The organism is Capnocytophaga ochracea DSM 7271, assembly GCF_000023285.1.
Lineage (GTDB): Bacteria > Bacteroidota > Bacteroidia > Flavobacteriales > Flavobacteriaceae > Capnocytophaga > Capnocytophaga ochracea.
Genome location: NC_013162.1, coordinates 1,367,557 through 1,389,275 on the forward strand (window position 1 = coordinate 1,367,557; position 21,719 = coordinate 1,389,275).

The following is a 21,719-nucleotide window of genomic DNA, read 5'->3' on the forward strand; positions in this document are numbered from 1 at the left end:
CCTCTTGTTTCTTACCTCCTATCTCTTATCTCTTATCTCTCATTTCTCACCTCTTATTCTATCAGAGACTTTTGCAGTTTTAAAAAATAGTTGTACTTTTGCACCCGCTTTGGATAATTAAGTCCAAACCTCTAAGTCCTATGGACTAATCTCTAAGGACTAACAACAAGTAAACAAATAAACAAATATATAGTATTGTAAATTATGCCAACAATTTCACAATTAGTACGAAAAGGAAGGACCAGAATTACCAAGAAGAGTAAATCGGTTGCTTTGGATTCGTGCCCACAACGCCGAGGTGTATGTACACGTGTGTACACCACAACGCCTAAAAAGCCGAACTCAGCTATGCGTAAAGTAGCTCGTGTTCGCTTGACTAATGGCAATGAGGTGAACGCTTACATACCTGGTGAAGGTCACAACCTCCAAGAACACTCGATAGTATTGGTACGAGGCGGAAGGGTAAAAGATTTACCAGGTGTTAGATACCACATTGTTCGTGGTGCTCTCGATACGGCTGGTGTAGCAGGTAGAACGCAACGCCGTTCTAAATACGGTGCAAAACGCCCTAAACCAGGACAAGCAGCTCCCGCCGACAAAAAGAAAAAGTAATTTAACACACAAAATCTTTTAACTGAAAAGAAATGAGAAAAAGACAGGCTAAAAAACGCCCCCTTTTACCAGACCCTAAGTTTAACGACCAATTGGTTACGCGTTTCGTGAATAACCTTATGTGGGACGGTAAAAAGTCAGTGGCTTTTAAAGTATTCTACGACGCAATTGATATCGTAGAACAAAAGAAGAATAACGACGAAAAGTCGGCATTAGATGTTTGGAAAGACGCTCTTAGCAATGTGATGCCTCACGTTGAGGTGCGTTCACGTCGCGTGGGTGGTGCTACCTTCCAAATTCCTATGCAAATCCGCCCAGACCGTAAAGTGTCTATGGCGATGAAATGGCTCATCGGTTTCGCTCGTAAACGCAATGAGAAATCAATGGCTCAGAAATTGGCTGCCGAAATTATCGCTGCCTCTAAAGAAGAAGGTGCTGCTGTGAAGAAAAAAATGGATACGCACCGTATGGCTGAAGCTAACAAAGCATTCTCACACTTTAGATTTTAATTAACACGATGAGTAGAGATTTAAAATATACAAGAAACATAGGTATTGCCGCGCATATCGATGCCGGTAAAACTACAACTACTGAACGTATCCTTTTCTATACTGGTAAAACGCACAAAATCGGTGAAGTACACGATGGTGCTTCTACTATGGACTGGATGGAACAAGAAGCTGAACGCGGTATCACTATCCAATCAGCAGCGACAACTTGTAAATGGAACTTTCCTACCGAAAATGGTAAACCTACCGCCGATGCTAAAGAGTATCACTTCAACATTATCGATACCCCAGGTCACGTCGATTTTACCGTTGAGGTAAACCGTTCCTTACGTGTACTCGACGGCTTAGTATTCCTTTTCTCTGCCGTTGATGGGGTAGAACCTCAATCGGAAACCAACTGGCGTTTGGCTGATAACTACAAAGTACCTCGTATTGGGTTTGTAAACAAAATGGACCGTCAAGGAGCTAACTTCCTCAACGTTTGCAACCAGGTAAAGGATATGCTAAAATCTAACGCTGTGCCTATCGTATTGCCTATCGGTGACGAGGCTGACTTTAAAGGCGTTGTAGATTTGATTAAAAATCGCGCCATCGTATGGCACGAAGAAAACTCAGGTTCTACTTTCGATATAGTAGAAATTCCTGCTGATATGAAAGAGGATGTAGCCAAATATCGCGCTCAATTAATTGAAGAAGTAGCGGGCTATGACGAAGGATTACTTGAGAAATTTATGGAAGATGAAAGCTCAATTACTGAAGACGAAATCCATAAGGCATTGCGCGCAGCAGTAATGGATATGGCTATCATTCCTATGGTATGCGGTTCATCATTTAAAAATAAAGGGGTACAATTTATGCTTGATGCGGTATGTCGTTATTTGCCATCACCGCTTGATAAAGAAGCTATTGAGGGTACTAATCCTGAAACAGGTGAGCCTGCACTCCGCAAGCCAGCCGTTGACGCTCCTTTTGCAGCCTTGGCATTCAAGATTGCTACTGACCCTTACGTAGGTCGTTTAGCATTCTTCCGCGCTTATTCTGGTCACCTCGATGCAGGTTCTTATGTGTTGAACACTCGTTCAAACAACAAAGAGCGTATCTCTCGTATCTACCAGATGCACGCTAATAAACAAAACCCTATCGAATATATTGAAGCTGGTGATATAGGGGCTGCAGTAGGTTTTAAAGATATCAAAACGGGTGATACCCTTTGCGATGAGAAATATCCTATCGTACTCGAAAGTATGGTATTCCCTGATCCAGTAATCGGTATCGCTGTAGAGCCTAAAACAAAAGCCGACGTTGATAAATTAGGTATGGCTTTAGCTAAACTCGCTGAAGAAGACCCAACCTTCCAAGTAAAAACGGACCAAGCCTCTGGGCAAACTATCATTTCTGGTATGGGTGAGTTACACTTGGATATCATTGTAGACCGTCTCAAACGTGAGTTCAAAGTAGAAGTAAACCAAGGACAACCTCAAGTAGAGTATAAAGAGGCTATCACTGCTAAAGCTGACCACCGCGAAGTTTACAAAAAGCAAACAGGTGGACGTGGTAAATTTGCCGACATCGTATTCCGTATGGAACCAGCCGAAGAAGGCAAAGTAGGTCTTGAGTTCGTAAACGAAATCAAAGGTGGTAACATTCCTAAAGAGTATATCCCATCAGTTGAAAAAGGTTTCAAAGAAGCAATGAAAAATGGACCTTTGGCAGGATTCGAAATGGATGCGATGAAGATTGTTCTTATCGATGGTTCATTCCACCCTGTCGATTCAGACTCATTGTCATTCGAGTTGGCAGCCAAATTGGGGTACAAAGAAGCTGCTCGTGCTGCAAAAGCTGTATTGATGGAGCCTATTATGAAATTGGAAGTTATTACTCCAGAGGAAAATATGGGTGATATCGTAGGAGACTTGAACCGCCGTCGTGGTCAAGTAAACAATATGGACGACCGTAACGGTGCCAAAGTAATTAAAGCATTTGTTCCACTATCTGAAATGTTCGGTTATGTAACAGCGCTTCGCACTCTTTCATCAGGTCGTGCTACTTCTACAATGGAGTTCTCTCATTATGCTGAAACTCCTTCAAACATTGCAGACGAAGTAATTAAAAATGCCAGAGGCAACTAATTTATTGAAAAAATGGGTAATCAACAAAAAATAAGAATAAAGTTAAAATCTTACGACCATAACTTGGTAGATAAATCTGCTGAGAAAATCGTAAAAACAGTAAAAGCAACAGGTGCAGTAGTTACAGGTCCTATTCCATTACCTATACACAAGAAAATCTTTACTGTGTTGCGCTCACCTCACGTAAATAAAAAAGCACGTGAACAGTTCCAATTGAGCTCTCATAAGCGTCTTTTAGATATCTATAGCTCTTCATCAAAAACTATTGATGCTTTGATGAAATTGGAATTGCCAAGTGGTGTAGAAGTAGAAATCAAAGTTTGATAACTTTACTAAAATGTCCCGAAACTGTGGGTTAGGGAAAAACGGATAAAAATGATTCAGGGTTAAAAAGCCTCGGGCATTTTTTGACCCTGAAATATTTCTACACCTTAGGGAATAGGTTTTACTCCTAACACCTAAAAACAAGTAATAACTTAATAACAAATATTTAATTTTATGTCTGGGTTAATCGGAAAAAAAGTAGGAATGACCAGTATTTTTGATGAGAACGGAAAAAATATTCCTTGTACCATCATCGAAGCAGGTCCTTGCGTAGTTACCCAAGTCAGAACCAAAGAGGTTGATGGCTATGATGCTCTTCAACTTGGTTTCGATGACAAAGCAGAAAAACGTGCTACCAAAGCAGAGCTTGGTCACTTCAAAAAAGCAGGTACTTCTGTAAAGAAAAAAGTTGTTGAATTCCAAGGTTTTGAAGACAATTACAAATTAGGTGATACTATCACCGTAGATTTCTTCACCGAAGGAGAGTTTGTGGATATCACAGGCGTTTCTAAAGGTAAAGGTTTCCAAGGGGTGGTACGTCGCCACGGTTTTGGCGGAGTAGGTCAAACTACTCACGGTCAGCACAACCGCCTCAGGGCACCAGGTTCAGTAGGTGCTTCGTCTTACCCTTCTCGCGTATTCAAAGGTATGCGTATGGCTGGACGTATGGGAGCTGAAAAGGTAACAGTACAAAACTTGAAAGTATTGAAAGTGGTTGCTGAGAAAAATCTTTTAGTCGTAAAAGGTTGTATTCCAGGTCACAAAAATGCTTACGTAACTATTCACAAATAATGGAAGTAGCAGTATTAAACATACAAGGAAAAGAAACAGGTAGAAAGGTAACCCTTTCTGATGCTGTGTTCGGTATTGAGCCTAACAATCACGTAGTATACTTAGATGTTAAACGCTATTTAGCTAACAAACGTCAAGGTACTCACAAGGCTAAAGAAAGAAACGAAGTTGCTGGAAGTACTCGCAAAATCAAAAAACAAAAAGGTACTGGTACAGCTCGTGCAGGTAGCGTAAAATCTCCTGTATTTGTGGGTGGTGGACGCATATTCGGTCCTCGTCCTAAAGACTATACACAAAAACTTACTAAAAACGTAAAACGCTTGGCTCGCCGTTCTGCCCTCAGCGCTAAAGTGCAAAACCAAGCCCTCGTTGTAGTTGAAGATTTGAATTTCGACGCTCCAAAAACTAAAGATTTCACCGCAGTTGTAAAATCTTTGGGCTTAGAAAATAAAAAATCACTTTTTGTGTTGCCAAATACAAATAATAACGTATATTTGTCCTCTCGTAATGTACCTACTTCAAGCGTAGTAACTGCTTCAGAATTAAACACTTATCAATTAGTGAACGCTTCAAATGTAGTACTTACTGAGAGCTCAGTAGCAGTTTTAGAGTCAATTTTAACAAAATAAGAAGAAAATGAGCGTATTAATTAAACCTGTAAATACAGAAAAAGCAAACGAAAATAGCGAGTTGAGAAACTGCTATACATTCGTAGTAGCTAAGGACGCTAACAAGATTCAAATCAAAAATGAAGTTGAAGCTACTTATGGCGTTAAAGTGAAATCCCTACGTACCCTTAACTACGGCCCTAAACGATCTACTCGTTATACAAAAACAGGCTTGCAAATGGCTAAAACCAACGCTGTGAAAAAAGCAGTAGTGCAAGTAGAAGATGGAACTATAGATTTTTATAGTAATATATAAGTATTTAACAAATAGACAAAAATGTCAGTTAGAAAATTAAAACCGATTACCCCTGGTCAGCGTTTTAGAGTAGTAAACGAATTCGACACCATTACTACTGATAAGCCGGAAAAGAGCTTGCTCGTTCCGTTGAAAAAGACCGGTGGTAGAAACAATCAAGGAAAAATGACCATGCGTTACATTGGTGGTGGTCATAAGAAAAAGTACCGTATCATCGACTTCAAACGAAACAAATTCGGCGTAGACGCCAAAGTAGTTTCTATCGAGTACGACCCAAACAGAACAGCGTTTATTGCTCTCGTTCAATATACCGACGGTGAAAAGCGTTACATCATCGCTCCCGCTGGTTTGAAAGTAGATCAAGTAATCGTTTCAGGTCAAGAAAACATCGCCCCTGAAATCGGTAACGCAATGCCGCTCTCTCAAATCCCTCTCGGTACTGTAATTTCTTGTATTGAATTGCGCCCTGGACAAGGAGCTAACATCGCTCGTTCTGCAGGAACTTTTGCTCAACTAATGGCAAAAGATGGTAAGTATGCTACTGTAAAGCTACCTTCAGGTGAAACTCGTATGATCCTCCTCACTTGCCTCGCAACCATAGGAGCCGTATCAAACTCTGATCACCAATTGGTACTTTCAGGTAAAGCAGGTCGCTCACGCTGGTTAGGACGCCGTCCTCGTACCCGTGCAGTAGTTATGAACCCTGTCGATCACCCAATGGGTGGTGGTGAAGGTCGTGCTACCGGTGGTCACCCACGCTCACGTAAAGGTATCCCAGCGAAAGGTTATAGAACTCGTTCTAAAACCAAAGCAAGTAATAAGTATATTGTAGAACGCAGAAAAAAATAAGAGACTAACAAATGGCACGTTCATTAAAAAAAGGACCTTACGTTCACTATAGCTTGGAAAAGAAAATCCAACAAAATATACAGTCTGGTAAGAAAAACGTTATCAAAACTTGGTCACGCGCTTCTATGATTACTCCAGACTTCGTTGGCCAAACTATTGCAGTTCACAACGGTCGTCAGTTTGTCCCTGTATACATCACTGAAAATATGGTGGGACATAAATTAGGAGAATTTTCACCTACTCGTTCCTTCCGTGGACACGCAGGTGCAAAAAATAAAGGTAAAAAATAATTAAGGCTATGGGAGTTAGAAAAAAATTAAGAGCAGACGAAATTAAAGAAGCTAAAAAAAGCTTGGCTTTCGCGAAGTTAAATAACTGCCCTACTTCTCCTCGAAAAATGCGCTTAGTAGCGGATTTAGTACGTGGACAGCAAGTAGACAAAGCCTTGGCTATTTTGAAATTCAACCAAAAAGAAGCAGCCGCTCGTTTAGAAAAATTGTTGCTTTCAGCTATCGCTAACTGGCAAGCTAAAAACGAGGACGCTAACTTGGAAGAAGCAGGAGTATTCATCAAAGAAATCCGCGTGGACGGTGGCGCTATTCTTAAACGCTTACGCCCAGCTCCACAAGGAAGAGCACACAGAATTAGAAAACGCTCTAACCACATAACTTTGGTGCTTGGAGCTAAAAATTTTAACACAGAAAGCTAAGATAAACTATGGGACAAAAGACAAATCCAATCGGAAATCGCCTAGGAATTATCAGAGGATGGGAGTCTAACTGGTATGGAGGCAATGATTACGGAGATAAACTCGCTGAAGACGATAAAATCAGAAAATATGTTCTCGCTCGTTTATCTAAAGCTAGTGTTGCTCACGTGATTATCGAACGTACTTTCAAACTTGTAACCGTTACTATCACCACCGCTCGCCCTGGTATCATCATCGGTAAAGGCGGTCAGGAGGTAGACAAGTTGAAAGAAGAACTTAAGAAAATCACCGGTAAAGACATCCAAATTAACATTTTTGAAATCAAACGCCCTGAACTTGATGCTGCTCTCGTAGCTGCAAGCATCGCTCGCCAAATCGAAGGTCGTGTTTCTTACAAACGCGCTATCAAAATGGCTATCGCTTCTGCTATGCGTATGAACGCCGAAGGTATCAAGGTAATGATTTCAGGTCGTTTGAATGGAGCTGAAATGGCTCGTTCCGAAAGCTTTAAAGAAGGTCGTATCCCTCTTTCAACCTTTAGAGCTGATATCGATTACGCTATTGACGAAGCTCACACTACATACGGTCGTATGGGAATCAAAGTGTGGATTATGAAAGGCGAAATCTATGGTAAAAGAGAACTATCACCACTCGTAGGTATGACTAAAAAAGCCACTGGTGGAAATTTCTCTGGTAAATCAACTGACAAGCCTACTGGTGCACCCAAAAGAGCGCGTCGCAAAAAGTAATTTTTTAAAGAACAAGAAAGATGTTACAGCCAAAAAGAACGAAATATCGTAAACAACAAAAAGGCAGAATGAAAGGTGTAGCTCACCGCGGTGCGCTCCTTTCTAATGGTACTTTCGGAATTAAATCGTTAGATTCAGCATTCATCACTTCTCGCCAAATCGAGTCAGCTCGTGTAGCTGCTACCCGTTATATGAAACGTGAAGGTCAACTTTGGATCAAAATCTTCCCAGATAAACCTATTACCAAAAAGCCTTTGGAAGTACGTATGGGTAAAGGTAAAGGTGCCGTAGAATACTGGGCAGCCGTAGTAAAACCAGGAAGAATAATGTTTGAGGTAGGCGGCGTGCCGCTCGACGTAGCTAAAGAAGCGCTACGCCTCGCAGCTCAAAAGCTACCTGTGAAAACAAAATTCGTTGTAGCTAGAGATTATCAAAATTAATTAAAGAACAATGAAACAGTCTGAAATTAACAAATTGACAATAACTGAGCTACAAGAAAAGCTTGGTGAGTTTAAGAAATCGTATGCAGATTTGAAAATGGCACACGCAATTTCGTCATTGGAAAAACCAATTCAATTACGTAACGTAAGAAGAACTATCGCGAGATTGGCTTGTGAGCTAACTAAACGAGAATTACAATAATTCGAACCTGCCTTATGGAAAAAAGAAATTTAAGAAAAGAAAGAATAGGGGTTGTTACAAGCAACAAAATGGATAAATCTATCGTAGTTTCAGAAGTGAAACGTGTAAAACACCCTATGTACGGTAAGTTCGTGTTGCGCACTAAAAAATATGTTGCGCACGACGAAAAAAACGATTGCAACATTGGTGATACTGTGCGTATAATGGAAACACGTCCATTGAGCAAAACCAAATGCTGGAGATTAGTAGAAATCATTGAAAGAGCTAAGTAATTATGGTACAACAAGAATCAAGACTAAAAGTAGCCGATAATACTGGCGCTAAAGAAGTGCTTACTATCCGTGTACTCGGTGGTACCAAGCGCAGATATGCCTCAGTAGGCGATAAGATTGTAGTTACCGTTAAAGAAGCTACTCCTAACGGAAACGTGAAAAAAGGACAAGTTTCTACAGCGGTGGTAGTAAGAACTAAAAAAGAAGTACGCCGTGCCGATGGTTCTTATATCCGATTTGATGAAAACGCTTGCGTTCTCTTGAACGCAGCTGGTGAAATGAGAGGTACCCGTGTATTCGGACCCGTAGCGAGAGAACTTCGTGATAAACAATTTATGAAGATCGTTTCATTAGCACCAGAAGTGCTTTAATTTTTAATAAAGTAAATGATGAAACTAAAAATTAAAACTGGAGATACCGTAAAAATAATTGCTGGAGAAGAAAAAGGTAAAGAAGGCAAAGTATTACGTGTAGATCGCGAGAAGAACAGAGCGATTGTTGAGGGGCTAAACTTGGTGAAAAAACACACCAAACCTAACGCTCAAAACCCTCAAGGTGGAATCGTAGAAAAAGAAGCATCTATTCACATTTCTAACCTCGCACTCATCGACCCTAAAACGAAAAAAACTACTCGTGTAGGTATCGAAGAACGTGACGGTAAAAAAGTGCGAATTTCTAAAAAATCTAATGTAGTAATATAATATGGCTTACGTACCTAGATTAAAACAAGAATACAAAGAGCGCATCGTTGCGGCTCTAAAAGAAGAATTTGGCTATAAAAATGTAATGCAGGTTCCTAAACTTGAAAAAATAGTTGTGAGCCGTGGTGTTGGTTCTGCAGTAGCCGATAAAAAACAAATCGACTATGCTGTAGACGAACTTACCAAAATTACTGGTCAGAAAGCTGTTGCCACTTATTCTAAAAAGGACGTAGCTTCTTTCAAACTCCGTAAAGGTATGGCTATCGGTGCCAAAGTTACCCTTCGTGGCGAAAGAATGTATGAGTTCTTAGACCGCCTTATCACTACAGCTCTTCCTCGTGTAAGAGACTTCCAAGGCGTGAAAGCAAATGGCTTCGATGGTAGAGGTAACTACAACTTAGGCGTTACCGAACAAATTATATTCCCTGAAATCGACATTGATAAAATCAACAAGATCGCAGGTATGGATATTACCTTCGTTACTTCAGCTCACACTGATAAAGAAGCTAAATCATTATTAAGCGAATTAGGATTACCTTTTAAAAAGAACTAAGTATATGGCTAAAGAATCAATGAAAGCCCGCGAGGTGAAACGTCAAAAGTTAGTAGCTAAATACGCTGCTAAACGCAAAGCTCTAAAAGAAGCTGGTGATTATGAAGCACTTCAGCTAATCCCTAAAAATGCTTCTCCTGTCCGTCTGCACAACCGTTGCAAACTTACAGGACGCCCTAAAGGGTATATGCGTACCTTTGGAATTTCACGTGTGTTATTCCGCGAAATGGCAAACAAAGGATTAATTCCTGGTGTAAAAAAAGCAAGTTGGTAATAATTTAAAAGGACAAAATTTATGTATACAGATCCTATCGCAGATTATTTAACAAGAATTAGAAATGCTAATAGCGCTGGTCACAGAGTTGTTGAGATCCCAGCCTCTAAACTCAAAAAGGAAATTACTAAAATCCTTTTTGACCAAGGGTTCATCCTTAGCTATAAATTTGATGACTCTACCGTACAAGGTACCATCAAAATAGCTTTGAAATACGACAAAGTGACCAAAGAGCCTGTTATTAGGCATATTGAAAGAGCCAGCCGTCCAGGTCTGAGAAAGTACGCTGGCGCTGATAACTTACCTCGCGTATTAAACGGATTGGGTATCGCTATTATCTCTACATCACAAGGCGTGATGACAGGTAAAAAAGCTAGAGAACTCAATATCGGTGGAGAGGTAATTTGTTACGTTTACTAATCAATAAAAAGACAATAAACAATGTCAAGAATAGGTAAAGCACCCATCAATATTCCCGCAGGCGTTACCGTTACTATCAAAGATAACGTTGTAACCGTAAAGGGGAAATTAGGCGAATTAACCCAAGAGGTTAAAGACATTGCTGTAAAGCAAGAAGATGGACATTTAGTGTTTGAAACTAAAGATACCACTAAAGACCAAAACGCTAAACACGGCCTATACCGTGCCTTGGTAAACAATATGGTCGTAGGTGTTTCTGAAGGATTCACTAAAGAATTAGAGTTAGTAGGGGTTGGATACCGTGCAGCTAACCAAGGTCAAAAGTTAGACTTAGCCCTCGGTTTCTCTCACAACATCATTCTCGAATTGCCAAAAGAAATTAAACTCGAAACAATCAACGAGAAAGGTAAAAACCCTATCATTAAATTAACTTCTCACGACAAACAACTACTCGGGCAAGTAGCGGCTAAAATCCGTAGCTTCCGCAAACCTGAACCTTACAAAGGTAAAGGTGTCAAATTCGTAGGCGAAGTGTTGAGAAGAAAAGCAGGTAAATCAGCTTAATAGTTAGAACAATGGCATTATCAAGAATAGAAAGAAGACAACGTATTAAAAGCAGAATCAGAAAAGTAGTAAAAGGTACTGCTGAACAACCTCGTTTGGCTGTTTTCAGAAGTAATAACGAAATCTATGTACAAATCATAGACGATACTAAAGGTACTACTCTGTTGGCTGCATCTTCACGTGATAAAGAAATTAGTGCCGCCAAAGGTACTAAAACTGAAAAAGCAGCATTGGTCGGTAAAGCTATTGCTGAAAAAGCTTTGAAACAAGGTATCGAAAAAGTATCCTTCGATCGCGGAGGATACCTTTACCACGGACGTGTAAAATCATTAGCCGATGGTGCTAGAGAAGGCGGACTTAAATTCTAATAACTATGTATCAGAAATATAAAAATGTAGAATATGTAAAACCAAGTGGTTTGGAATTGAAAGACCGTTTGGTAGGAGTACAACGTGTTACTAAAGTAACTAAAGGTGGTCGCGCTTTCGGTTTCTCTGCTATCGTTGTAGTAGGCGACGAAAACGGCGTGGTTGGTCACGGTTTAGGAAAATCTAAAGAGGTTTCTGAAGCTATTGCTAAAGCAGTAGAAGACGCTAAGAAAAACTTAGTGCGTATCCCTCTTAACGGTACTACCTTGCCCCACGAACAAAAAGGAAAATACGGCGGAGCTCGTGTTTTCTTACAACCAGCTACCGAAGGTACCGGAGTAATCGCAGGTGGTACTGTACGTGCCGTATTGGAATCCGTAGGTATCCATAACGTACTTTCTAAATCACAAGGTTCTTCTAATCCTCACAACGTGGTAAAAGCTACTTTCGATGCTTTATTGCAGTTGCGTAGCGCTAAAACTGTTGCTGCTCAACGTGGCATCTCTTTAGAAAAATTGTTTAAAGGTTAATTTTTATAGCAATGGCAAAACTTAGAGTAACACAAATTAAAAGTAGCATCAAACGTCCAAAAGACCAAAAACTTACCCTCGAGGCTTTAGGACTTACTAAAATCGGTAGAACCGTGGAACACGAAGCTACACCAAGTATCCTTGGTATGATAAATAAGGTAAAACACTTAATTTCTGTAGAAGAAGTTAAATAATATTTTTGTACAAAGTTATGAACTTGAGTAATTTACAACCCGTACAGGGTTCAATTCACAGAGAAGGGAAGCGCGTAGGCCGCGGTCAAGGTTCCGGTAAAGGTGGAACCGCTACCCGTGGTCACAAAGGAGCTAAATCTCGTTCAGGCTTTTCTAATAAGATTGGCTTCGAAGGTGGACAAATGCCCCTCCAAAGACGCGTACCAAAATTCGGTTTCAAAAACTTTAACCGTAAAGAATATGTAGGTATCAACTTGGGTAGACTACAAGAACTCGTTGATAATGGTAAAATTACTGATAAAGTAGACCTTGAAACCTTAGTTCAACTAAACCTCGCTAAAAAAACCGACTTGGTTAAAATTTTAGGAGGTGGAGAACTAAAATCTAAATTAAAAATATCTGTTCATAAGTTTACTGCAAGTGCTAAAGCCGCTATCGAAGCTGCTGGTGGCGAAGCAGTAACCTTGTAATATTCAATTTATGAAGAAGTTTATCGAGAACCTGACCAATATTTGGAAAATTGAAGAGTTAAAAAATAGAATCATTTTAACTCTCGGAATTTTGTTAGTTTATCGCTTTGGAGCTCACATCGTCCTCCCTGGTATCGACTCCGCTCAACTCCACGAGTTAGCAACAAAAACATCAGGCGGCGGATTGCTCGACATCCTCAATGCCTTTACAGGGGGCGCTTTCTCTAACGCCTCAGTATTCGCACTCGGGATTATGCCCTACATCTCAGCTTCTATCGTAGTTCAGTTGATGGGAATCGCTATCCCTTATCTCCAAAAACTACAAAAAGAAGGTGAAAGCGGACGAAGAAAGATAAACCAAATCACTCGATGGCTTACTATTGCAATATGTATTGTACAAGCACCTGTATACTTATACGGTATCAATAGATTAGGAGTCCCTGATTCTGCCTTCCTTTTAGGTAAGGGACTCAATTTTATTGTTCCAGCAGTGCTTATCTTAGTAACAGGAACTATTTTCGCAATGTGGTTGGGTGAGAAAATCACTGATAAAGGAATAGGTAACGGTATTTCCCTTCTCATTATGGTAGGTATCATCGCCCGCTTGCCTCGCGCATTCTTGTCTGAAACAGCCTCTCGCCTTACTGGTAACGGAGGTCCCCTATTGATTCTTATCGAGATTATCCTCTGGTTCGTAATCATCCTGCTTTGTATTTATCTAATCAAAGCAGTACGTCAAATCCCAGTACAGTATGCACGCAGAACAGCTGATGGAGGAACTACTAACGAGAGAAACATCTTCGGAGCTCGCCAATACATTCCTTTAAAAATTAACGCTGCAGGGGTAATGCCTATCATCTTCGCTCAAGCCTTGATGTTTATCCCAGCCACTGTAGCCGGACTATCACAATCAGAATTTGCAAAAAGTGTTCAAGCAGCCTTCTCCAACGTCTTTGGATTTTGGTACAACCTGCTATTTGCAGCTATGATTATACTCTTTACGTATTTCTATACTGCAATCACAGTGCCTACAAACAAAATGGCTGATGACCTAAAACGCAGCGGAGGTTTCATCCCAGGCATACGCCCAGGTAAAGAAACAGGCGACTATTTAGATAAAATTATGTCGCTTATCACTCTCCCAGGTTCTATATTTATAGCCTTGGTAGCGATATTTCCTTCTCTGCTCAAAATCATCGGAATGCAAGACCAATGGGCATTGTTCTACGGTGGTACATCACTACTCATCTTAGTAGGGGTTGCTATTGATACTATGCAACAAGTAAATTCATATCTGCTCAATCGCCATTATGATGGTTTGATGAAAACAGGTAAAAACAGAAAAGTATCTTAATTAATATATGGCTAAACAGGCAGCAATTGAGCAAGACGGAACCATTGTAGAAGCTTTGTCTAACGCAATGTTCAGAGTTGAATTGGATAACGGTCACGTAGTGATTGCCCACATCTCAGGAAAAATGCGTATGCACTACATCAAGCTTCTTCCTGGTGATAAAGTAAAACTTGAAATGAGTCCTTATGACCTAAGTAAAGCTCGTATCACTTACCGTTATTAGTTAATTAAGAGAATTCTTCCAATATTTTGGTTGATAATTTCTAACAGATATAGCAATTTTTAGTTGTATCTGTGAGAAGGTATAATCATAAAAAAGAATTTTTTATTTGTAGTATTTTTAGTATAAAGCATTTGTATTCAGTATCTTGAATATGGTTCTTTATGCTTAAAAATGAGTGAGCGGAATGTATAATTGCATTTTTGTGAGCTAAAAATGTGGCTATTACAAAAAAAAATTGTAGTTTTGCGCACTATATTGATATAAACAAAACGAAATGAAAGTTAGAGCATCAATTAAAAAAAGAAGTTCAGAGTGCATCATTGTGCGCAGAAAAGGACGATTGTACGTAATTAACAAGAAAAATCCTAAATTTAAACAACGACAAGGATAATTATGGCACGAATTGCAGGTATTGACTTACCAAAAAACAAAAGAGGGGTTATTGGTTTAACCTACATTTTTGGTATTGGAAAAAGTAGAGCTAAAGAAATCTTAAGTAGAGCTCAAGTAAACGAAGACACAAAAGTAAGCGAATGGAATGATGAGGAAATCACTCGTATTCGCGAAGTGGTTGCGTCTTATAAAATTGAAGGAGAATTGCGCTCCGAAATCCAATTGAACATCAAACGTTTGATGGATATCGGTTGTTATCGCGGTATCCGCCATCGTAACGGATTGCCTTTGCGCGGACAAAAAACTAAAAACAATTCTCGTACAAGAAAAGGTAAAAGAAAAACTGTTGCGAACAAGAAGAAAGCAACTAAATAATAAGTAGTAGAGTATGGCAAAACAAAATGCAAAGAATGCAAAAGTCTCTAAGAAGAGAAAAGTAGTGGTTGAGTCAGTAGGCGAAGCACACGTTTCAGCTACTTTTAACAATGTTATTATTTCTCTTACCAACAAAAAAGGAGACGTAATTGCTTGGTCATCAGCAGGGAAAATGGGCTTCAGAGGGTCTAAAAAGAACACTCCTTACGCTGCCCAAGTAGCCGCAGAAGATGCAGCTAAAGTTGCTTTTGACGCAGGTCTTAAAAAAGTAAAAGTATACGTGAAAGGACCGGGTAACGGTAGAGAATCTGCTATCCGTACTATTCATAATGCAGGTATAGAAGTAACCGAAATTATCGACGTTACTCCACTACCTCACAACGGATGTCGCCCTCCTAAAAAACGTAGAGTCTAATTTCAATACTAACAAGTAAGAAAGGTGAGTTGTTATCGAAGGAATGCCTTAATTCATAACTACCTTTCATTTAAACAATTTAAAATGGCAAGATATACAGGACCAAAAACAAAAATAGCTCGTAAATTTGGTGAAGCTATCTTCGGAGATGATAAATCTTTTGAAAGAAAAAACTATCCTCCCGGACAACACGGTTTGGCACGCCGTAGAGCAAAACGCTCTGAATATGCTATCCAGCTACAAGAAAAACAAAAAGCTAAATATACTTATGGTATTTTAGAAAAACAATTCCATAATCTATATGAAAAAGCAAAAAGAAGTAAAAGTATTACCGGTGAGGTACTTCTTCAACTTTGCGAATCTCGCTTAGACAATGTAGTATACCGTATGGGCATTGCTCCTACTCGTAGTGCAGCCCGCCAATTGGTATCTCACCGTCACATCACTGTAAACGGAAATATTGTAAACATTCCGTCTTACTCTCTTAAACCAGGTGATGTAGTAGGCGTTCGCGAAAAATCAAAATCTTTAAGTGTGATCGAAAATTCATTGGCAGCTCATAGTGCTGTATACGAATGGATCACTTGGAACCCTGAAAAATTAGAAGGTACTTTCGTAGCAGTACCTCAACGTATTCAGATTCCTGAAAATATTAAAGAACAGTTAATCGTAGAGTTGTACTCTAAATAATAATAAAGACAGCAGTCAAATTATGGCATTATTCAACTTCCAAAAACCAGATAAAGTTATAATGATTGAATCATCTGATTTCGAAGGACGATTTGAGTTTCGCCCTTTGGAGCCAGGGTATGGTTTAACAATAGGTAACGCATTACGAAGAGTTATGCTTTCTTCGTTAGAAGGTTTTGCAATCACTTCTGTGAAATTTGATAAAGTAGGACACGAATTTTCTACTATATCAGGAGTAAGAGAAGATGTTACTGAAATTATTCTCAATTTGAAACAAATACGTTTTAAACGCCAGATTGAGGATATAGAAAACGAAACAGCAACTATTACTGTTTCTGGTAAAAGACAATTGACTGCCGGTGATTTTCAAAAAGCTCTTTCAGGTTTTCAAGTATTAAATACTGATTTGGTGATTTGCAATATGGATTCTTCAGCTTCTTTTACAATAGAGATTACTATTGAAAAAGGACGCGGTTATGTTTCGGCTGAGGAAAATGCAAAACCAAATGCGCCGATAGGTGTAATTGCTACTGATGCAATTTTTACCCCTATTAAAAATGTGAAATATTCTATTGAAAATTATCGTGTTGAACAAAAAACAGACTACGAGAAGTTAGTCTTTGAAATTAAAACCGATGGGTCTATACACCCTAAACAAGCACTCACAGAAGCTGCAAAAACACTCATTCATCACTTTATGCTGTTCTCTGACGAGAGAATTACTTTAGAGGCTGATGAAATAGCACAAACTGATACTTATGATGAAGAATCATTGCATATGCGCCAGTTGCTAAAAACTAAGTTGGTGGATATGGACTTATCCGTTCGTGCACTCAATTGTTTGAAAGCTGCCGAAGTAGAAACATTAGGTGATTTGGTATCTTTCAATAAAGCCGATTTGATGAAGTTTAGAAACTTCGGAAAGAAATCATTAATTGAGCTTGAAGAGTTGGTAGTCAATAAAGGTTTAGTGTTTGGTATGGACACCTCGAAGTATAAATTGGATAAAGATTAACTCGCTCTTGCGATATTTTAACTAAGGAAAAATGAGACACGGAAATAAAATTAATCATTTAGGAAGAAAAACTGCTCACAGAAATTCAATGCTTGCTAATATGGCGAGCTCACTGATTGAGCATAAACGCATTAACACTACTTTGGCAAAAGCAAAGGCTTTAAAACTATTTGTAGAGCCTTTGGTAACCAAATCTAAAGAAGATACCACTCACAACCGTCGTATCGCTTTTAGTAAATTGCGCAATAAATATGCTGTTACTGAGCTTTTCAAAGAAGTGGCTGTAAAGGTAGGCGACCGCCCAGGAGGATACACTCGTATCATTAAATTAGGAAACCGTTTGGGTGATAACGCTGAAATGGCTATGATTGAGTTTGTAGATTACAATACTACTTACAACGTAGCTAAAACCGCTAAGAAGAAAACTACCCGCCGTGGTAGAAAGAAAGCAACTGCTGAAGAAACTCCAGCTACAGCCGAAGTTAAACCAGAGGCTACTGCTGAAGCTACTGAATAATATTGCAGTTTATTAGGTTCGTAAATTATAAAAAAGGGCTTGCCGTCGGCAAGCCCTTTTTTTATTGTGTAAAATTCTTTTTAAAGGCTGTTTTTAGTCTTTTATATAAAAGTGTAGCTTACGCTACAGAAATCATACGAATCTTAAAAAAATCGAACAAATAGGTAGCAAGCTACTTTAAAGTCTCGCACAGATTTCACGGATTACACAGATTTAGCACTGATGATTCTTTTGTAAAATGTCATTGTTTCACGGATTTGTCAGCTTTAGCTGAGGAATTTTACGGAATAGTAATAAAAAAAACTGTAAATCAGTGTTATATATAACTGACGTTAATTATGGTGTATAAGATAGGGAATAAAACTGATAATACAAAAAAAGCCAATAATACCAAATAATGCCAATAATAACATAATTCAACTTTGTCAGAGGTCGTAGCACTACGGGCGATTAACTTTGGCCAAAGGTGCGAGCCACATAGGCAGTGTGAGCCACGCAGGCTGTTGAATTAGCAAATTTGGAGAGTTGAGGGGTTCGGAATAAAACGGAGAAGTTCGGAAGAAGTGATTTAGGTAAAAGGTAAAAAATGAGCTGTAAGGAGGGTGGGGTTAGCTTATAGAGAGCTTATGGGAAGCTTATACGAATCTTGGACGATTGTTATAGAAAGGGTATATAAGTAGTTGATTCATACTGTGATACAACAACGCAAAAAATGTTAAAAAAGGGGTTTCGAGGCGAAAGAAAGAGAAATAGGTGCTAGACCTTAGGCCATAGGCACTAGGGAAGAGTATGGCGGAAAAGAGATTTAGTAAATTAGCAAGTTTGGAAATTAGAAAATTAACAGATTAGGTATGAGCGCATAGGTAGAAAGGTTGGCAAATGGTTTGTGTTATATGTAAAACAAAAAAAAGATGATGAAATATTTGGTGGAAAACAAAAAAAGTGTGTATTTTTGTGTCGTGATGGAGAATATTATATTCTTATATAAGATTTTAGAATCTTTATGATAGGTAATTTAAAAACAATGTGATATGAAAAAGTATTTATTTATAATGAGCTTAGTAATAGCTTCTATTAGTTGTAGCAAGAGTGAAGACAAGGTTATAAAAGAAGAAGTGCCTGAAGTGATAAGTGATACTTTTAGTGCTACTATTAAAGATGGGTTTACAGGAGAGAACGGAGAAGAACTCATCTTGCACAAAAGTCTTAAAAATATATTGGTAGGGGATTATATTCCTTATACTCTTACAATTAAAGAAAAAGATAGATCTTCTGAAGGGAATTATGTGCTTATTCCTACTAAACAAGTGATAAAAACCACCAATCTTTGCAAGTAGACTATGAAATGTACCTTGAAAACGACAAAGGAGAAAAAGAGAAAGTGGGGTGGCCTCATATAGAATTACGTAAAGCAGGAAAGTACAACTTCTATATTAAACCATTGGTCCCTGGCACATTTAAAATACCTTTTATTTTACTAAAAAAAACACGAGGGACAAAAAACAGAACAAACAACTTTCCCTACTATTAATTTTTATGTGGTAAAGATAACATTGATATATAATGAGTTGAGGAGACACACTAATTTGAAGATGGGGGGTATGCCTATAACAAGTTTTAAATTTTTATATTATTTTCAAATAGATGATGGTGATGAAGAAACGGATATTTATTTATCGCCTAAAGAAAAGGCAACACAAACATTTTCCATAAAATACAATAATAACAACACCCCTACTTTTTCAGGTGATTTAAGAGCGGGGGAGAAATACACTTTTGATTTTCATATTAATTTCTATGACTTTGCCACTATTACTATTGTTCAAAAAAGAGAAGGAGAGGAGGAGCTTCGTATAGAATATCTTAATATTCCTGTTGAAAAAAGGAGTGAAGACCATTTTGAACGACATTTTTAATTTAAAAAATAACAAAAAGATGAAAAAGTTTTTAGCCTTTATAAGTTTAACAATCTGTATTACCACCTCTTGTAGCAAGGATAGTACTAATGAAGAGCAGCTACAACAACCTATAGAATTTACAGCTACAATTAAAGATGGTTTTACAGGTGCCTATGGAGAGGAAATAATACCTTACAAGAATCTTAGAAATATTGTTGTAGGGGATGAAATTCCCTATACACTCACTATTGATGAAACCGATAATAGTGATACAAATGTAAAATATGTATTGACTCCTATCACAAAAGAGGATAAAAACCACCAAACACGAGTGGATTATGATTTTTATCTTGAAAATGCCAATGGTGAGAAACTAAGAGTTACGGAACCTTATATAGAGTTTCATAAAATCGGCACTTACAAGTTTTACATTAAACCTCTTGTGTCTGGGACTTTTAAATTGCCTTTTATCTTGCAAAAAAAGATGTCAAACGGAGAAGAACTCAAAAAAATAGAATTACCCACCCTTAACTTTAATGCAGTAAAGATAGAGCTAAAAAGATTTTTAAGTTATATTTTTTCTGAGACTATTAATATTAATGGAGAAAGAAAACCTTATGCTATATATTATGAACTCAAAATGGAAGATGGGGTAAATGAGACTGATATTTACCTTTCTCCTCCTGGCAAGGAGTGGAATAAGACATTTATTGTGAGATGTAATCGTTTTAAGTATAAAGGAGCTTTTGAAGAAGGAAAGGTGCTTTATTTTAAAGATGAAGAACAGAGGGATAGGTGTCACTCAGCTTCAATTACTATTGTACAGCAAAAAGAAGGACAAGAGGAATTTCGTGTTACTTATTACAATGTGCCTATTGAAAATAATGATAAGTGGATAGATTAATTATATAACAAGAGCTTACTATTAGTGTTTGCCGTAAAGAAAAGAATAAAAAGTAGGATTAAACTGTTAGTCCTTTGCAATATTTATGTCTACGATTTAAGATGCTTGATAGTTTTATAGGAGAGAATGTAGAAAGTCTAAATTTGTATAAAAAAATCTTACAATAAGAACTAGTGATTACCCCCCCCACACAGTGCTTTTAGACGATAAGCTTGATGACACTCGTGTAACCCAATTAGTGCAGTTAGTAACTCAAAAACATTTTGGACAGTTTTTTACTACTAATGTTGACTTACAATGCACTGAAGCAGTGATAAAAAGTGTCAGATTGATCTATGAGATAACTCAAATAGATAAAAGATGCAAGTTGGTATGGGCAGCGGAGTCAGTAAAAAATTTTATGTTTGTTATATATAAAACAAAAAGAATGACGGGATATTTTGTAGGGAATTGAAATTTGTGTATTTTTGCCTCGTGAATGTAAAATGTATTCTACAATAAAATTATTAACTTAATAACGAATCATATGAAAAAGCATTTATTTATGATGAGCTTAGTAATAGCTTTTATTAGCTGTAGCAAGAGTGATGAAGATAAGGTTATAAAAGAAGAAAATCCTAAAATAACAAGTGATACTTTTAGTGCTGTTATTAAAGATGGGTTTACAGGAGAAAATGGAGAAGACCTTATTTTGTACAAAAATCTTAAAAATATAGTAGTAGGGGATTACATTCCTTATGATATTACTATTAAAGATGAAGATAGCGCTAATACAAAATATATACTTACCCCTACAAGAATAGGAGAGAAGAATCATCAGTATTTCCAAATAGATTACGATGTTTATTTGGACAATGACAAAGGGGAAAAAGTAAGAGTAAACGCTATAACGTTTGACAAGATAGGGAAGCATAGGTTTTATATCAAACCGTTAGTGCCTGGAACTTTTAAATTATCTTTTGTTTTGCAAAGAGAGCAGAATGGGCAAAAAGTACAGGATATCAAGTTTCCTACACTTAATTTTAATGTTGTAAAGATAACTGTATATAAAACTCAAATTTTTATAGGACTTTATGAAGTTCGTTTTTATATCGAAGATGGAGAAAATGAAACTGATATTTATCTATCTCCAGATCCTTCTGTTAAACAAACATTTGTGTCAAAATATAATGATATGACATATACAGGAGATTTTAATGTAAAGGAATTTTGTAAAGTTGGTTATTATTCCTCAACAATAAAAACTATTACCTCTATTACAATTATTCAAAAAAGAGAAGGAGAAGAGGAATACCGTATAGAATATTATAATATACCTATACCGTAAATAAAGAATACAAATTTAAAAAA

The 21,719-nt window shown here is 37.9% G+C and carries 36 protein-coding genes and 1 pseudogene; all 37 read left to right on the top strand.

The genetic code is table 11. The annotated features are described in order from the left end of the window. Window positions 1-204: 204 nt before the first annotated feature. Window positions 205-612, top strand: coding sequence for a 30S ribosomal protein S12 (gene rpsL / locus COCH_RS05740; protein ID WP_002675007.1), 408 nt, complete (start codon window positions 205-207; stop codon window positions 610-612). Between the two features lie 32 nt (window positions 613-644). Next, window positions 645-1,121 (top strand): 30S ribosomal protein S7, encoded by a 477-nt coding sequence (rpsG, locus tag COCH_RS05745; RefSeq protein WP_002675008.1) that lies wholly within the window; start codon window positions 645-647, stop codon window positions 1,119-1,121. An 8-nt stretch (window positions 1,122-1,129) separates the two neighbouring features. After that, entirely contained in the window at window positions 1,130-3,250 is a 2,121-nt protein-coding gene (gene fusA / locus COCH_RS05750; protein ID WP_015782336.1) for an elongation factor G, read from the top strand. A gap of 12 nt (window positions 3,251-3,262) precedes the next feature. Then, the gene (gene rpsJ, locus COCH_RS05755; RefSeq protein WP_015782337.1) at window positions 3,263-3,574 is read left to right on the top strand and encodes a 30S ribosomal protein S10; all 312 of its coding nucleotides are present in this window, start codon (window positions 3,263-3,265) and stop codon (window positions 3,572-3,574) included. 174 nt (window positions 3,575-3,748) lie between these two features. Further along, on the top strand, window positions 3,749-4,366 hold the full coding sequence (rplC, locus tag COCH_RS05760; protein ID WP_002675012.1) for a 50S ribosomal protein L3: 618 nt from the start codon (window positions 3,749-3,751) through the stop codon (window positions 4,364-4,366). Continuing rightward, window positions 4,366-4,995, top strand: a complete 630-nt coding sequence (rplD, locus tag COCH_RS05765) for a 50S ribosomal protein L4 (protein WP_015782338.1) — start codon at window positions 4,366-4,368, stop codon at window positions 4,993-4,995. The genes rplC and rplD overlap by 1 nt, the downstream gene beginning before the upstream one ends. A 7-nt stretch (window positions 4,996-5,002) precedes the next feature. Beyond that, window positions 5,003-5,290: a 50S ribosomal protein L23 gene (rplW, locus tag COCH_RS05770; protein WP_015782339.1), complete on the top strand. Its 288-nt coding sequence runs from the start codon at window positions 5,003-5,005 to the stop codon at window positions 5,288-5,290. A gap of 21 nt (window positions 5,291-5,311) precedes the next feature. Continuing rightward, the gene (gene rplB / locus COCH_RS05775; protein WP_002675016.1) at window positions 5,312-6,139 is read left to right on the top strand and encodes a 50S ribosomal protein L2; all 828 of its coding nucleotides are present in this window, start codon (window positions 5,312-5,314) and stop codon (window positions 6,137-6,139) included. 11 nt (window positions 6,140-6,150) lie between these two features. Continuing rightward, the gene (rpsS, locus tag COCH_RS05780; protein ID WP_002675018.1) at window positions 6,151-6,429 is read left to right on the top strand and encodes a 30S ribosomal protein S19; all 279 of its coding nucleotides are present in this window, start codon (window positions 6,151-6,153) and stop codon (window positions 6,427-6,429) included. Between the two features lie 8 nt (window positions 6,430-6,437). Beyond that, window positions 6,438-6,848 (top strand): 50S ribosomal protein L22, encoded by a 411-nt coding sequence (gene rplV / locus COCH_RS05785; RefSeq protein ID WP_002675020.1) that lies wholly within the window; start codon window positions 6,438-6,440, stop codon window positions 6,846-6,848. Window positions 6,849-6,856: 8 nt separating this feature from the next. Then, entirely contained in the window at window positions 6,857-7,597 is a 741-nt protein-coding gene (gene rpsC, locus COCH_RS05790) for a 30S ribosomal protein S3 (protein ID WP_015782340.1), read from the top strand. 20 nt (window positions 7,598-7,617) lie between these two features. Next, window positions 7,618-8,037, top strand: a complete 420-nt coding sequence (rplP, locus tag COCH_RS05795; RefSeq protein ID WP_002679503.1) for a 50S ribosomal protein L16 — start codon at window positions 7,618-7,620, stop codon at window positions 8,035-8,037. Window positions 8,038-8,047: 10 nt separating this feature from the next. Next, window positions 8,048-8,239 carry a 50S ribosomal protein L29 gene (gene rpmC, locus COCH_RS05800; RefSeq protein ID WP_002675028.1) on the top strand — a complete coding sequence of 64 codons (192 nt, stop codon included), beginning with the start codon at window positions 8,048-8,050 and terminating at the stop codon, window positions 8,237-8,239. A 14-nt stretch (window positions 8,240-8,253) separates the two neighbouring features. After that, window positions 8,254-8,511 carry a 30S ribosomal protein S17 gene (gene rpsQ, locus COCH_RS05805; protein ID WP_002675041.1) on the top strand — a complete coding sequence of 86 codons (258 nt, stop codon included), beginning with the start codon at window positions 8,254-8,256 and terminating at the stop codon, window positions 8,509-8,511. Between the two features lie 2 nt (window positions 8,512-8,513). Then, the gene (gene rplN / locus COCH_RS05810; protein WP_002675043.1) at window positions 8,514-8,882 is read left to right on the top strand and encodes a 50S ribosomal protein L14; all 369 of its coding nucleotides are present in this window, start codon (window positions 8,514-8,516) and stop codon (window positions 8,880-8,882) included. A gap of 15 nt (window positions 8,883-8,897) precedes the next feature. Then, on the top strand, window positions 8,898-9,212 hold the full coding sequence (rplX, locus tag COCH_RS05815) for a 50S ribosomal protein L24 (protein WP_015782341.1): 315 nt from the start codon (window positions 8,898-8,900) through the stop codon (window positions 9,210-9,212). A 1-nt stretch (window position 9,213) separates the two neighbouring features. After that, entirely contained in the window at window positions 9,214-9,765 is a 552-nt protein-coding gene (gene rplE / locus COCH_RS05820; RefSeq protein WP_002679281.1) for a 50S ribosomal protein L5, read from the top strand. Between the two features lie 4 nt (window positions 9,766-9,769). Continuing rightward, a complete protein-coding gene (gene rpsN / locus COCH_RS05825) occupies window positions 9,770-10,039 on the top strand; it encodes a 30S ribosomal protein S14 (protein WP_002675050.1) in 270 nt (89 codons plus the stop codon). A gap of 21 nt (window positions 10,040-10,060) precedes the next feature. Further along, the gene (gene rpsH, locus COCH_RS05830; RefSeq protein WP_002675052.1) at window positions 10,061-10,459 is read left to right on the top strand and encodes a 30S ribosomal protein S8; all 399 of its coding nucleotides are present in this window, start codon (window positions 10,061-10,063) and stop codon (window positions 10,457-10,459) included. A gap of 21 nt (window positions 10,460-10,480) precedes the next feature. After that, a complete protein-coding gene (gene rplF / locus COCH_RS05835; protein ID WP_015782342.1) occupies window positions 10,481-11,023 on the top strand; it encodes a 50S ribosomal protein L6 in 543 nt (180 codons plus the stop codon). Between the two features lie 11 nt (window positions 11,024-11,034). After that, window positions 11,035-11,391 (top strand): 50S ribosomal protein L18, encoded by a 357-nt coding sequence (rplR, locus tag COCH_RS05840; RefSeq protein WP_002679484.1) that lies wholly within the window; start codon window positions 11,035-11,037, stop codon window positions 11,389-11,391. 5 nt (window positions 11,392-11,396) lie between these two features. Next, the gene (gene rpsE, locus COCH_RS05845) at window positions 11,397-11,921 is read left to right on the top strand and encodes a 30S ribosomal protein S5 (RefSeq protein WP_002675058.1); all 525 of its coding nucleotides are present in this window, start codon (window positions 11,397-11,399) and stop codon (window positions 11,919-11,921) included. Window positions 11,922-11,932: 11 nt separating this feature from the next. Beyond that, the gene (gene rpmD / locus COCH_RS05850) at window positions 11,933-12,115 is read left to right on the top strand and encodes a 50S ribosomal protein L30 (protein WP_002675060.1); all 183 of its coding nucleotides are present in this window, start codon (window positions 11,933-11,935) and stop codon (window positions 12,113-12,115) included. 17 nt (window positions 12,116-12,132) lie between these two features. Continuing rightward, the gene (gene rplO / locus COCH_RS05855; protein WP_015782343.1) at window positions 12,133-12,585 is read left to right on the top strand and encodes a 50S ribosomal protein L15; all 453 of its coding nucleotides are present in this window, start codon (window positions 12,133-12,135) and stop codon (window positions 12,583-12,585) included. Between the two features lie 10 nt (window positions 12,586-12,595). Continuing rightward, window positions 12,596-13,939, top strand: coding sequence for a preprotein translocase subunit SecY (gene secY, locus COCH_RS05860; protein WP_002675064.1), 1,344 nt, complete (start codon window positions 12,596-12,598; stop codon window positions 13,937-13,939). Between the two features lie 7 nt (window positions 13,940-13,946). Beyond that, window positions 13,947-14,162: a translation initiation factor IF-1 gene (gene infA / locus COCH_RS05865; RefSeq protein WP_002675066.1), complete on the top strand. Its 216-nt coding sequence runs from the start codon at window positions 13,947-13,949 to the stop codon at window positions 14,160-14,162. A gap of 274 nt (window positions 14,163-14,436) precedes the next feature. Beyond that, window positions 14,437-14,553: a type B 50S ribosomal protein L36 gene (ykgO, locus tag COCH_RS11480; RefSeq protein ID WP_002676536.1), complete on the top strand. Its 117-nt coding sequence runs from the start codon at window positions 14,437-14,439 to the stop codon at window positions 14,551-14,553. 2 nt (window positions 14,554-14,555) lie between these two features. Then, window positions 14,556-14,930, top strand: coding sequence for a 30S ribosomal protein S13 (gene rpsM, locus COCH_RS05870; protein WP_015782344.1), 375 nt, complete (start codon window positions 14,556-14,558; stop codon window positions 14,928-14,930). Window positions 14,931-14,943: 13 nt separating this feature from the next. Further along, window positions 14,944-15,345 (top strand): 30S ribosomal protein S11, encoded by a 402-nt coding sequence (rpsK, locus tag COCH_RS05875; RefSeq protein WP_002679512.1) that lies wholly within the window; start codon window positions 14,944-14,946, stop codon window positions 15,343-15,345. Between the two features lie 84 nt (window positions 15,346-15,429). Continuing rightward, window positions 15,430-16,035 carry a 30S ribosomal protein S4 gene (gene rpsD / locus COCH_RS05880; protein ID WP_015782345.1) on the top strand — a complete coding sequence of 202 codons (606 nt, stop codon included), beginning with the start codon at window positions 15,430-15,432 and terminating at the stop codon, window positions 16,033-16,035. 22 nt (window positions 16,036-16,057) lie between these two features. Beyond that, window positions 16,058-17,050: a DNA-directed RNA polymerase subunit alpha gene (locus COCH_RS05885; RefSeq protein ID WP_015782346.1), complete on the top strand. Its 993-nt coding sequence runs from the start codon at window positions 16,058-16,060 to the stop codon at window positions 17,048-17,050. Between the two features lie 31 nt (window positions 17,051-17,081). After that, window positions 17,082-17,567: a 50S ribosomal protein L17 gene (gene rplQ / locus COCH_RS05890; protein WP_015782347.1), complete on the top strand. Its 486-nt coding sequence runs from the start codon at window positions 17,082-17,084 to the stop codon at window positions 17,565-17,567. Window positions 17,568-18,598: 1,031 nt separating this feature from the next. Then, window positions 18,599-18,904 carry a hypothetical protein gene (locus COCH_RS12465; RefSeq protein WP_015782348.1) on the top strand — a complete coding sequence of 102 codons (306 nt, stop codon included), beginning with the start codon at window positions 18,599-18,601 and terminating at the stop codon, window positions 18,902-18,904. Window positions 18,905-19,168: 264 nt separating this feature from the next. Next, window positions 19,169-19,483 carry a hypothetical protein gene (locus tag COCH_RS12470; protein WP_223375707.1) on the top strand — a complete coding sequence of 105 codons (315 nt, stop codon included), beginning with the start codon at window positions 19,169-19,171 and terminating at the stop codon, window positions 19,481-19,483. Window positions 19,484-19,502: 19 nt separating this feature from the next. After that, the gene (locus COCH_RS05900; RefSeq protein WP_015782351.1) at window positions 19,503-20,369 is read left to right on the top strand and encodes a hypothetical protein; all 867 of its coding nucleotides are present in this window, start codon (window positions 19,503-19,505) and stop codon (window positions 20,367-20,369) included. A gap of 193 nt (window positions 20,370-20,562) precedes the next feature. Continuing rightward, window positions 20,563-20,721: pseudogene (locus tag COCH_RS12475) on the top strand (DNA replication/repair protein RecF); the annotation flags it as partial. A gap of 174 nt (window positions 20,722-20,895) precedes the next feature. After that, entirely contained in the window at window positions 20,896-21,696 is an 801-nt protein-coding gene (locus COCH_RS05910; RefSeq protein WP_015782352.1) for a hypothetical protein, read from the top strand. The last annotated feature ends 23 nt before the right edge of the window (window positions 21,697-21,719 follow it).

What these genes read in the sequence shown, in the direction of transcription:
- rpsL (WP_002675007.1), top strand. Translation starts at nt 205, where the DNA reads ATGCCAACAATTTCACAATTAGTACGAAAAGGAAGGACCAGAATTACC.
- rpsG (WP_002675008.1), top strand. Translation starts at nt 645, where the DNA reads ATGAGAAAAAGACAGGCTAAAAAACGCCCCCTTTTACCAGACCCTAAG.
- fusA (WP_015782336.1), top strand. Translation starts at nt 1,130, where the DNA reads ATGAGTAGAGATTTAAAATATACAAGAAACATAGGTATTGCCGCGCAT.
- rpsJ (WP_015782337.1), top strand. Translation starts at nt 3,263, where the DNA reads ATGGGTAATCAACAAAAAATAAGAATAAAGTTAAAATCTTACGACCAT.
- rplC (WP_002675012.1), top strand. Translation starts at nt 3,749, where the DNA reads ATGTCTGGGTTAATCGGAAAAAAAGTAGGAATGACCAGTATTTTTGAT.
- rplD (WP_015782338.1), top strand. Translation starts at nt 4,366, where the DNA reads ATGGAAGTAGCAGTATTAAACATACAAGGAAAAGAAACAGGTAGAAAG.
- rplW (WP_015782339.1), top strand. Translation starts at nt 5,003, where the DNA reads ATGAGCGTATTAATTAAACCTGTAAATACAGAAAAAGCAAACGAAAAT.
- rplB (WP_002675016.1), top strand. Translation starts at nt 5,312, where the DNA reads ATGTCAGTTAGAAAATTAAAACCGATTACCCCTGGTCAGCGTTTTAGA.
- rpsS (WP_002675018.1), top strand. Translation starts at nt 6,151, where the DNA reads ATGGCACGTTCATTAAAAAAAGGACCTTACGTTCACTATAGCTTGGAA.
- rplV (WP_002675020.1), top strand. Translation starts at nt 6,438, where the DNA reads ATGGGAGTTAGAAAAAAATTAAGAGCAGACGAAATTAAAGAAGCTAAA.
- rpsC (WP_015782340.1), top strand. Translation starts at nt 6,857, where the DNA reads ATGGGACAAAAGACAAATCCAATCGGAAATCGCCTAGGAATTATCAGA.
- rplP (WP_002679503.1), top strand. Translation starts at nt 7,618, where the DNA reads ATGTTACAGCCAAAAAGAACGAAATATCGTAAACAACAAAAAGGCAGA.
- rpmC (WP_002675028.1), top strand. Translation starts at nt 8,048, where the DNA reads ATGAAACAGTCTGAAATTAACAAATTGACAATAACTGAGCTACAAGAA.
- rpsQ (WP_002675041.1), top strand. Translation starts at nt 8,254, where the DNA reads ATGGAAAAAAGAAATTTAAGAAAAGAAAGAATAGGGGTTGTTACAAGC.
- rplN (WP_002675043.1), top strand. Translation starts at nt 8,514, where the DNA reads ATGGTACAACAAGAATCAAGACTAAAAGTAGCCGATAATACTGGCGCT.
- rplX (WP_015782341.1), top strand. Translation starts at nt 8,898, where the DNA reads ATGATGAAACTAAAAATTAAAACTGGAGATACCGTAAAAATAATTGCT.
- rplE (WP_002679281.1), top strand. Translation starts at nt 9,214, where the DNA reads ATGGCTTACGTACCTAGATTAAAACAAGAATACAAAGAGCGCATCGTT.
- rpsN (WP_002675050.1), top strand. Translation starts at nt 9,770, where the DNA reads ATGGCTAAAGAATCAATGAAAGCCCGCGAGGTGAAACGTCAAAAGTTA.
- rpsH (WP_002675052.1), top strand. Translation starts at nt 10,061, where the DNA reads ATGTATACAGATCCTATCGCAGATTATTTAACAAGAATTAGAAATGCT.
- rplF (WP_015782342.1), top strand. Translation starts at nt 10,481, where the DNA reads ATGTCAAGAATAGGTAAAGCACCCATCAATATTCCCGCAGGCGTTACC.
- rplR (WP_002679484.1), top strand. Translation starts at nt 11,035, where the DNA reads ATGGCATTATCAAGAATAGAAAGAAGACAACGTATTAAAAGCAGAATC.
- rpsE (WP_002675058.1), top strand. Translation starts at nt 11,397, where the DNA reads ATGTATCAGAAATATAAAAATGTAGAATATGTAAAACCAAGTGGTTTG.
- rpmD (WP_002675060.1), top strand. Translation starts at nt 11,933, where the DNA reads ATGGCAAAACTTAGAGTAACACAAATTAAAAGTAGCATCAAACGTCCA.
- rplO (WP_015782343.1), top strand. Translation starts at nt 12,133, where the DNA reads ATGAACTTGAGTAATTTACAACCCGTACAGGGTTCAATTCACAGAGAA.
- secY (WP_002675064.1), top strand. Translation starts at nt 12,596, where the DNA reads ATGAAGAAGTTTATCGAGAACCTGACCAATATTTGGAAAATTGAAGAG.
- infA (WP_002675066.1), top strand. Translation starts at nt 13,947, where the DNA reads ATGGCTAAACAGGCAGCAATTGAGCAAGACGGAACCATTGTAGAAGCT.
- ykgO (WP_002676536.1), top strand. Translation starts at nt 14,437, where the DNA reads ATGAAAGTTAGAGCATCAATTAAAAAAAGAAGTTCAGAGTGCATCATT.
- rpsM (WP_015782344.1), top strand. Translation starts at nt 14,556, where the DNA reads ATGGCACGAATTGCAGGTATTGACTTACCAAAAAACAAAAGAGGGGTT.
- rpsK (WP_002679512.1), top strand. Translation starts at nt 14,944, where the DNA reads ATGGCAAAACAAAATGCAAAGAATGCAAAAGTCTCTAAGAAGAGAAAA.
- rpsD (WP_015782345.1), top strand. Translation starts at nt 15,430, where the DNA reads ATGGCAAGATATACAGGACCAAAAACAAAAATAGCTCGTAAATTTGGT.
- COCH_RS05885 (WP_015782346.1), top strand. Translation starts at nt 16,058, where the DNA reads ATGGCATTATTCAACTTCCAAAAACCAGATAAAGTTATAATGATTGAA.
- rplQ (WP_015782347.1), top strand. Translation starts at nt 17,082, where the DNA reads ATGAGACACGGAAATAAAATTAATCATTTAGGAAGAAAAACTGCTCAC.
- COCH_RS12465 (WP_015782348.1), top strand. Translation starts at nt 18,599, where the DNA reads ATGAAAAAGTATTTATTTATAATGAGCTTAGTAATAGCTTCTATTAGT.
- COCH_RS12470 (WP_223375707.1), top strand. Translation starts at nt 19,169, where the DNA reads ATGCCTATAACAAGTTTTAAATTTTTATATTATTTTCAAATAGATGAT.
- COCH_RS05900 (WP_015782351.1), top strand. Translation starts at nt 19,503, where the DNA reads ATGAAAAAGTTTTTAGCCTTTATAAGTTTAACAATCTGTATTACCACC.
- COCH_RS05910 (WP_015782352.1), top strand. Translation starts at nt 20,896, where the DNA reads ATGAAAAAGCATTTATTTATGATGAGCTTAGTAATAGCTTTTATTAGC.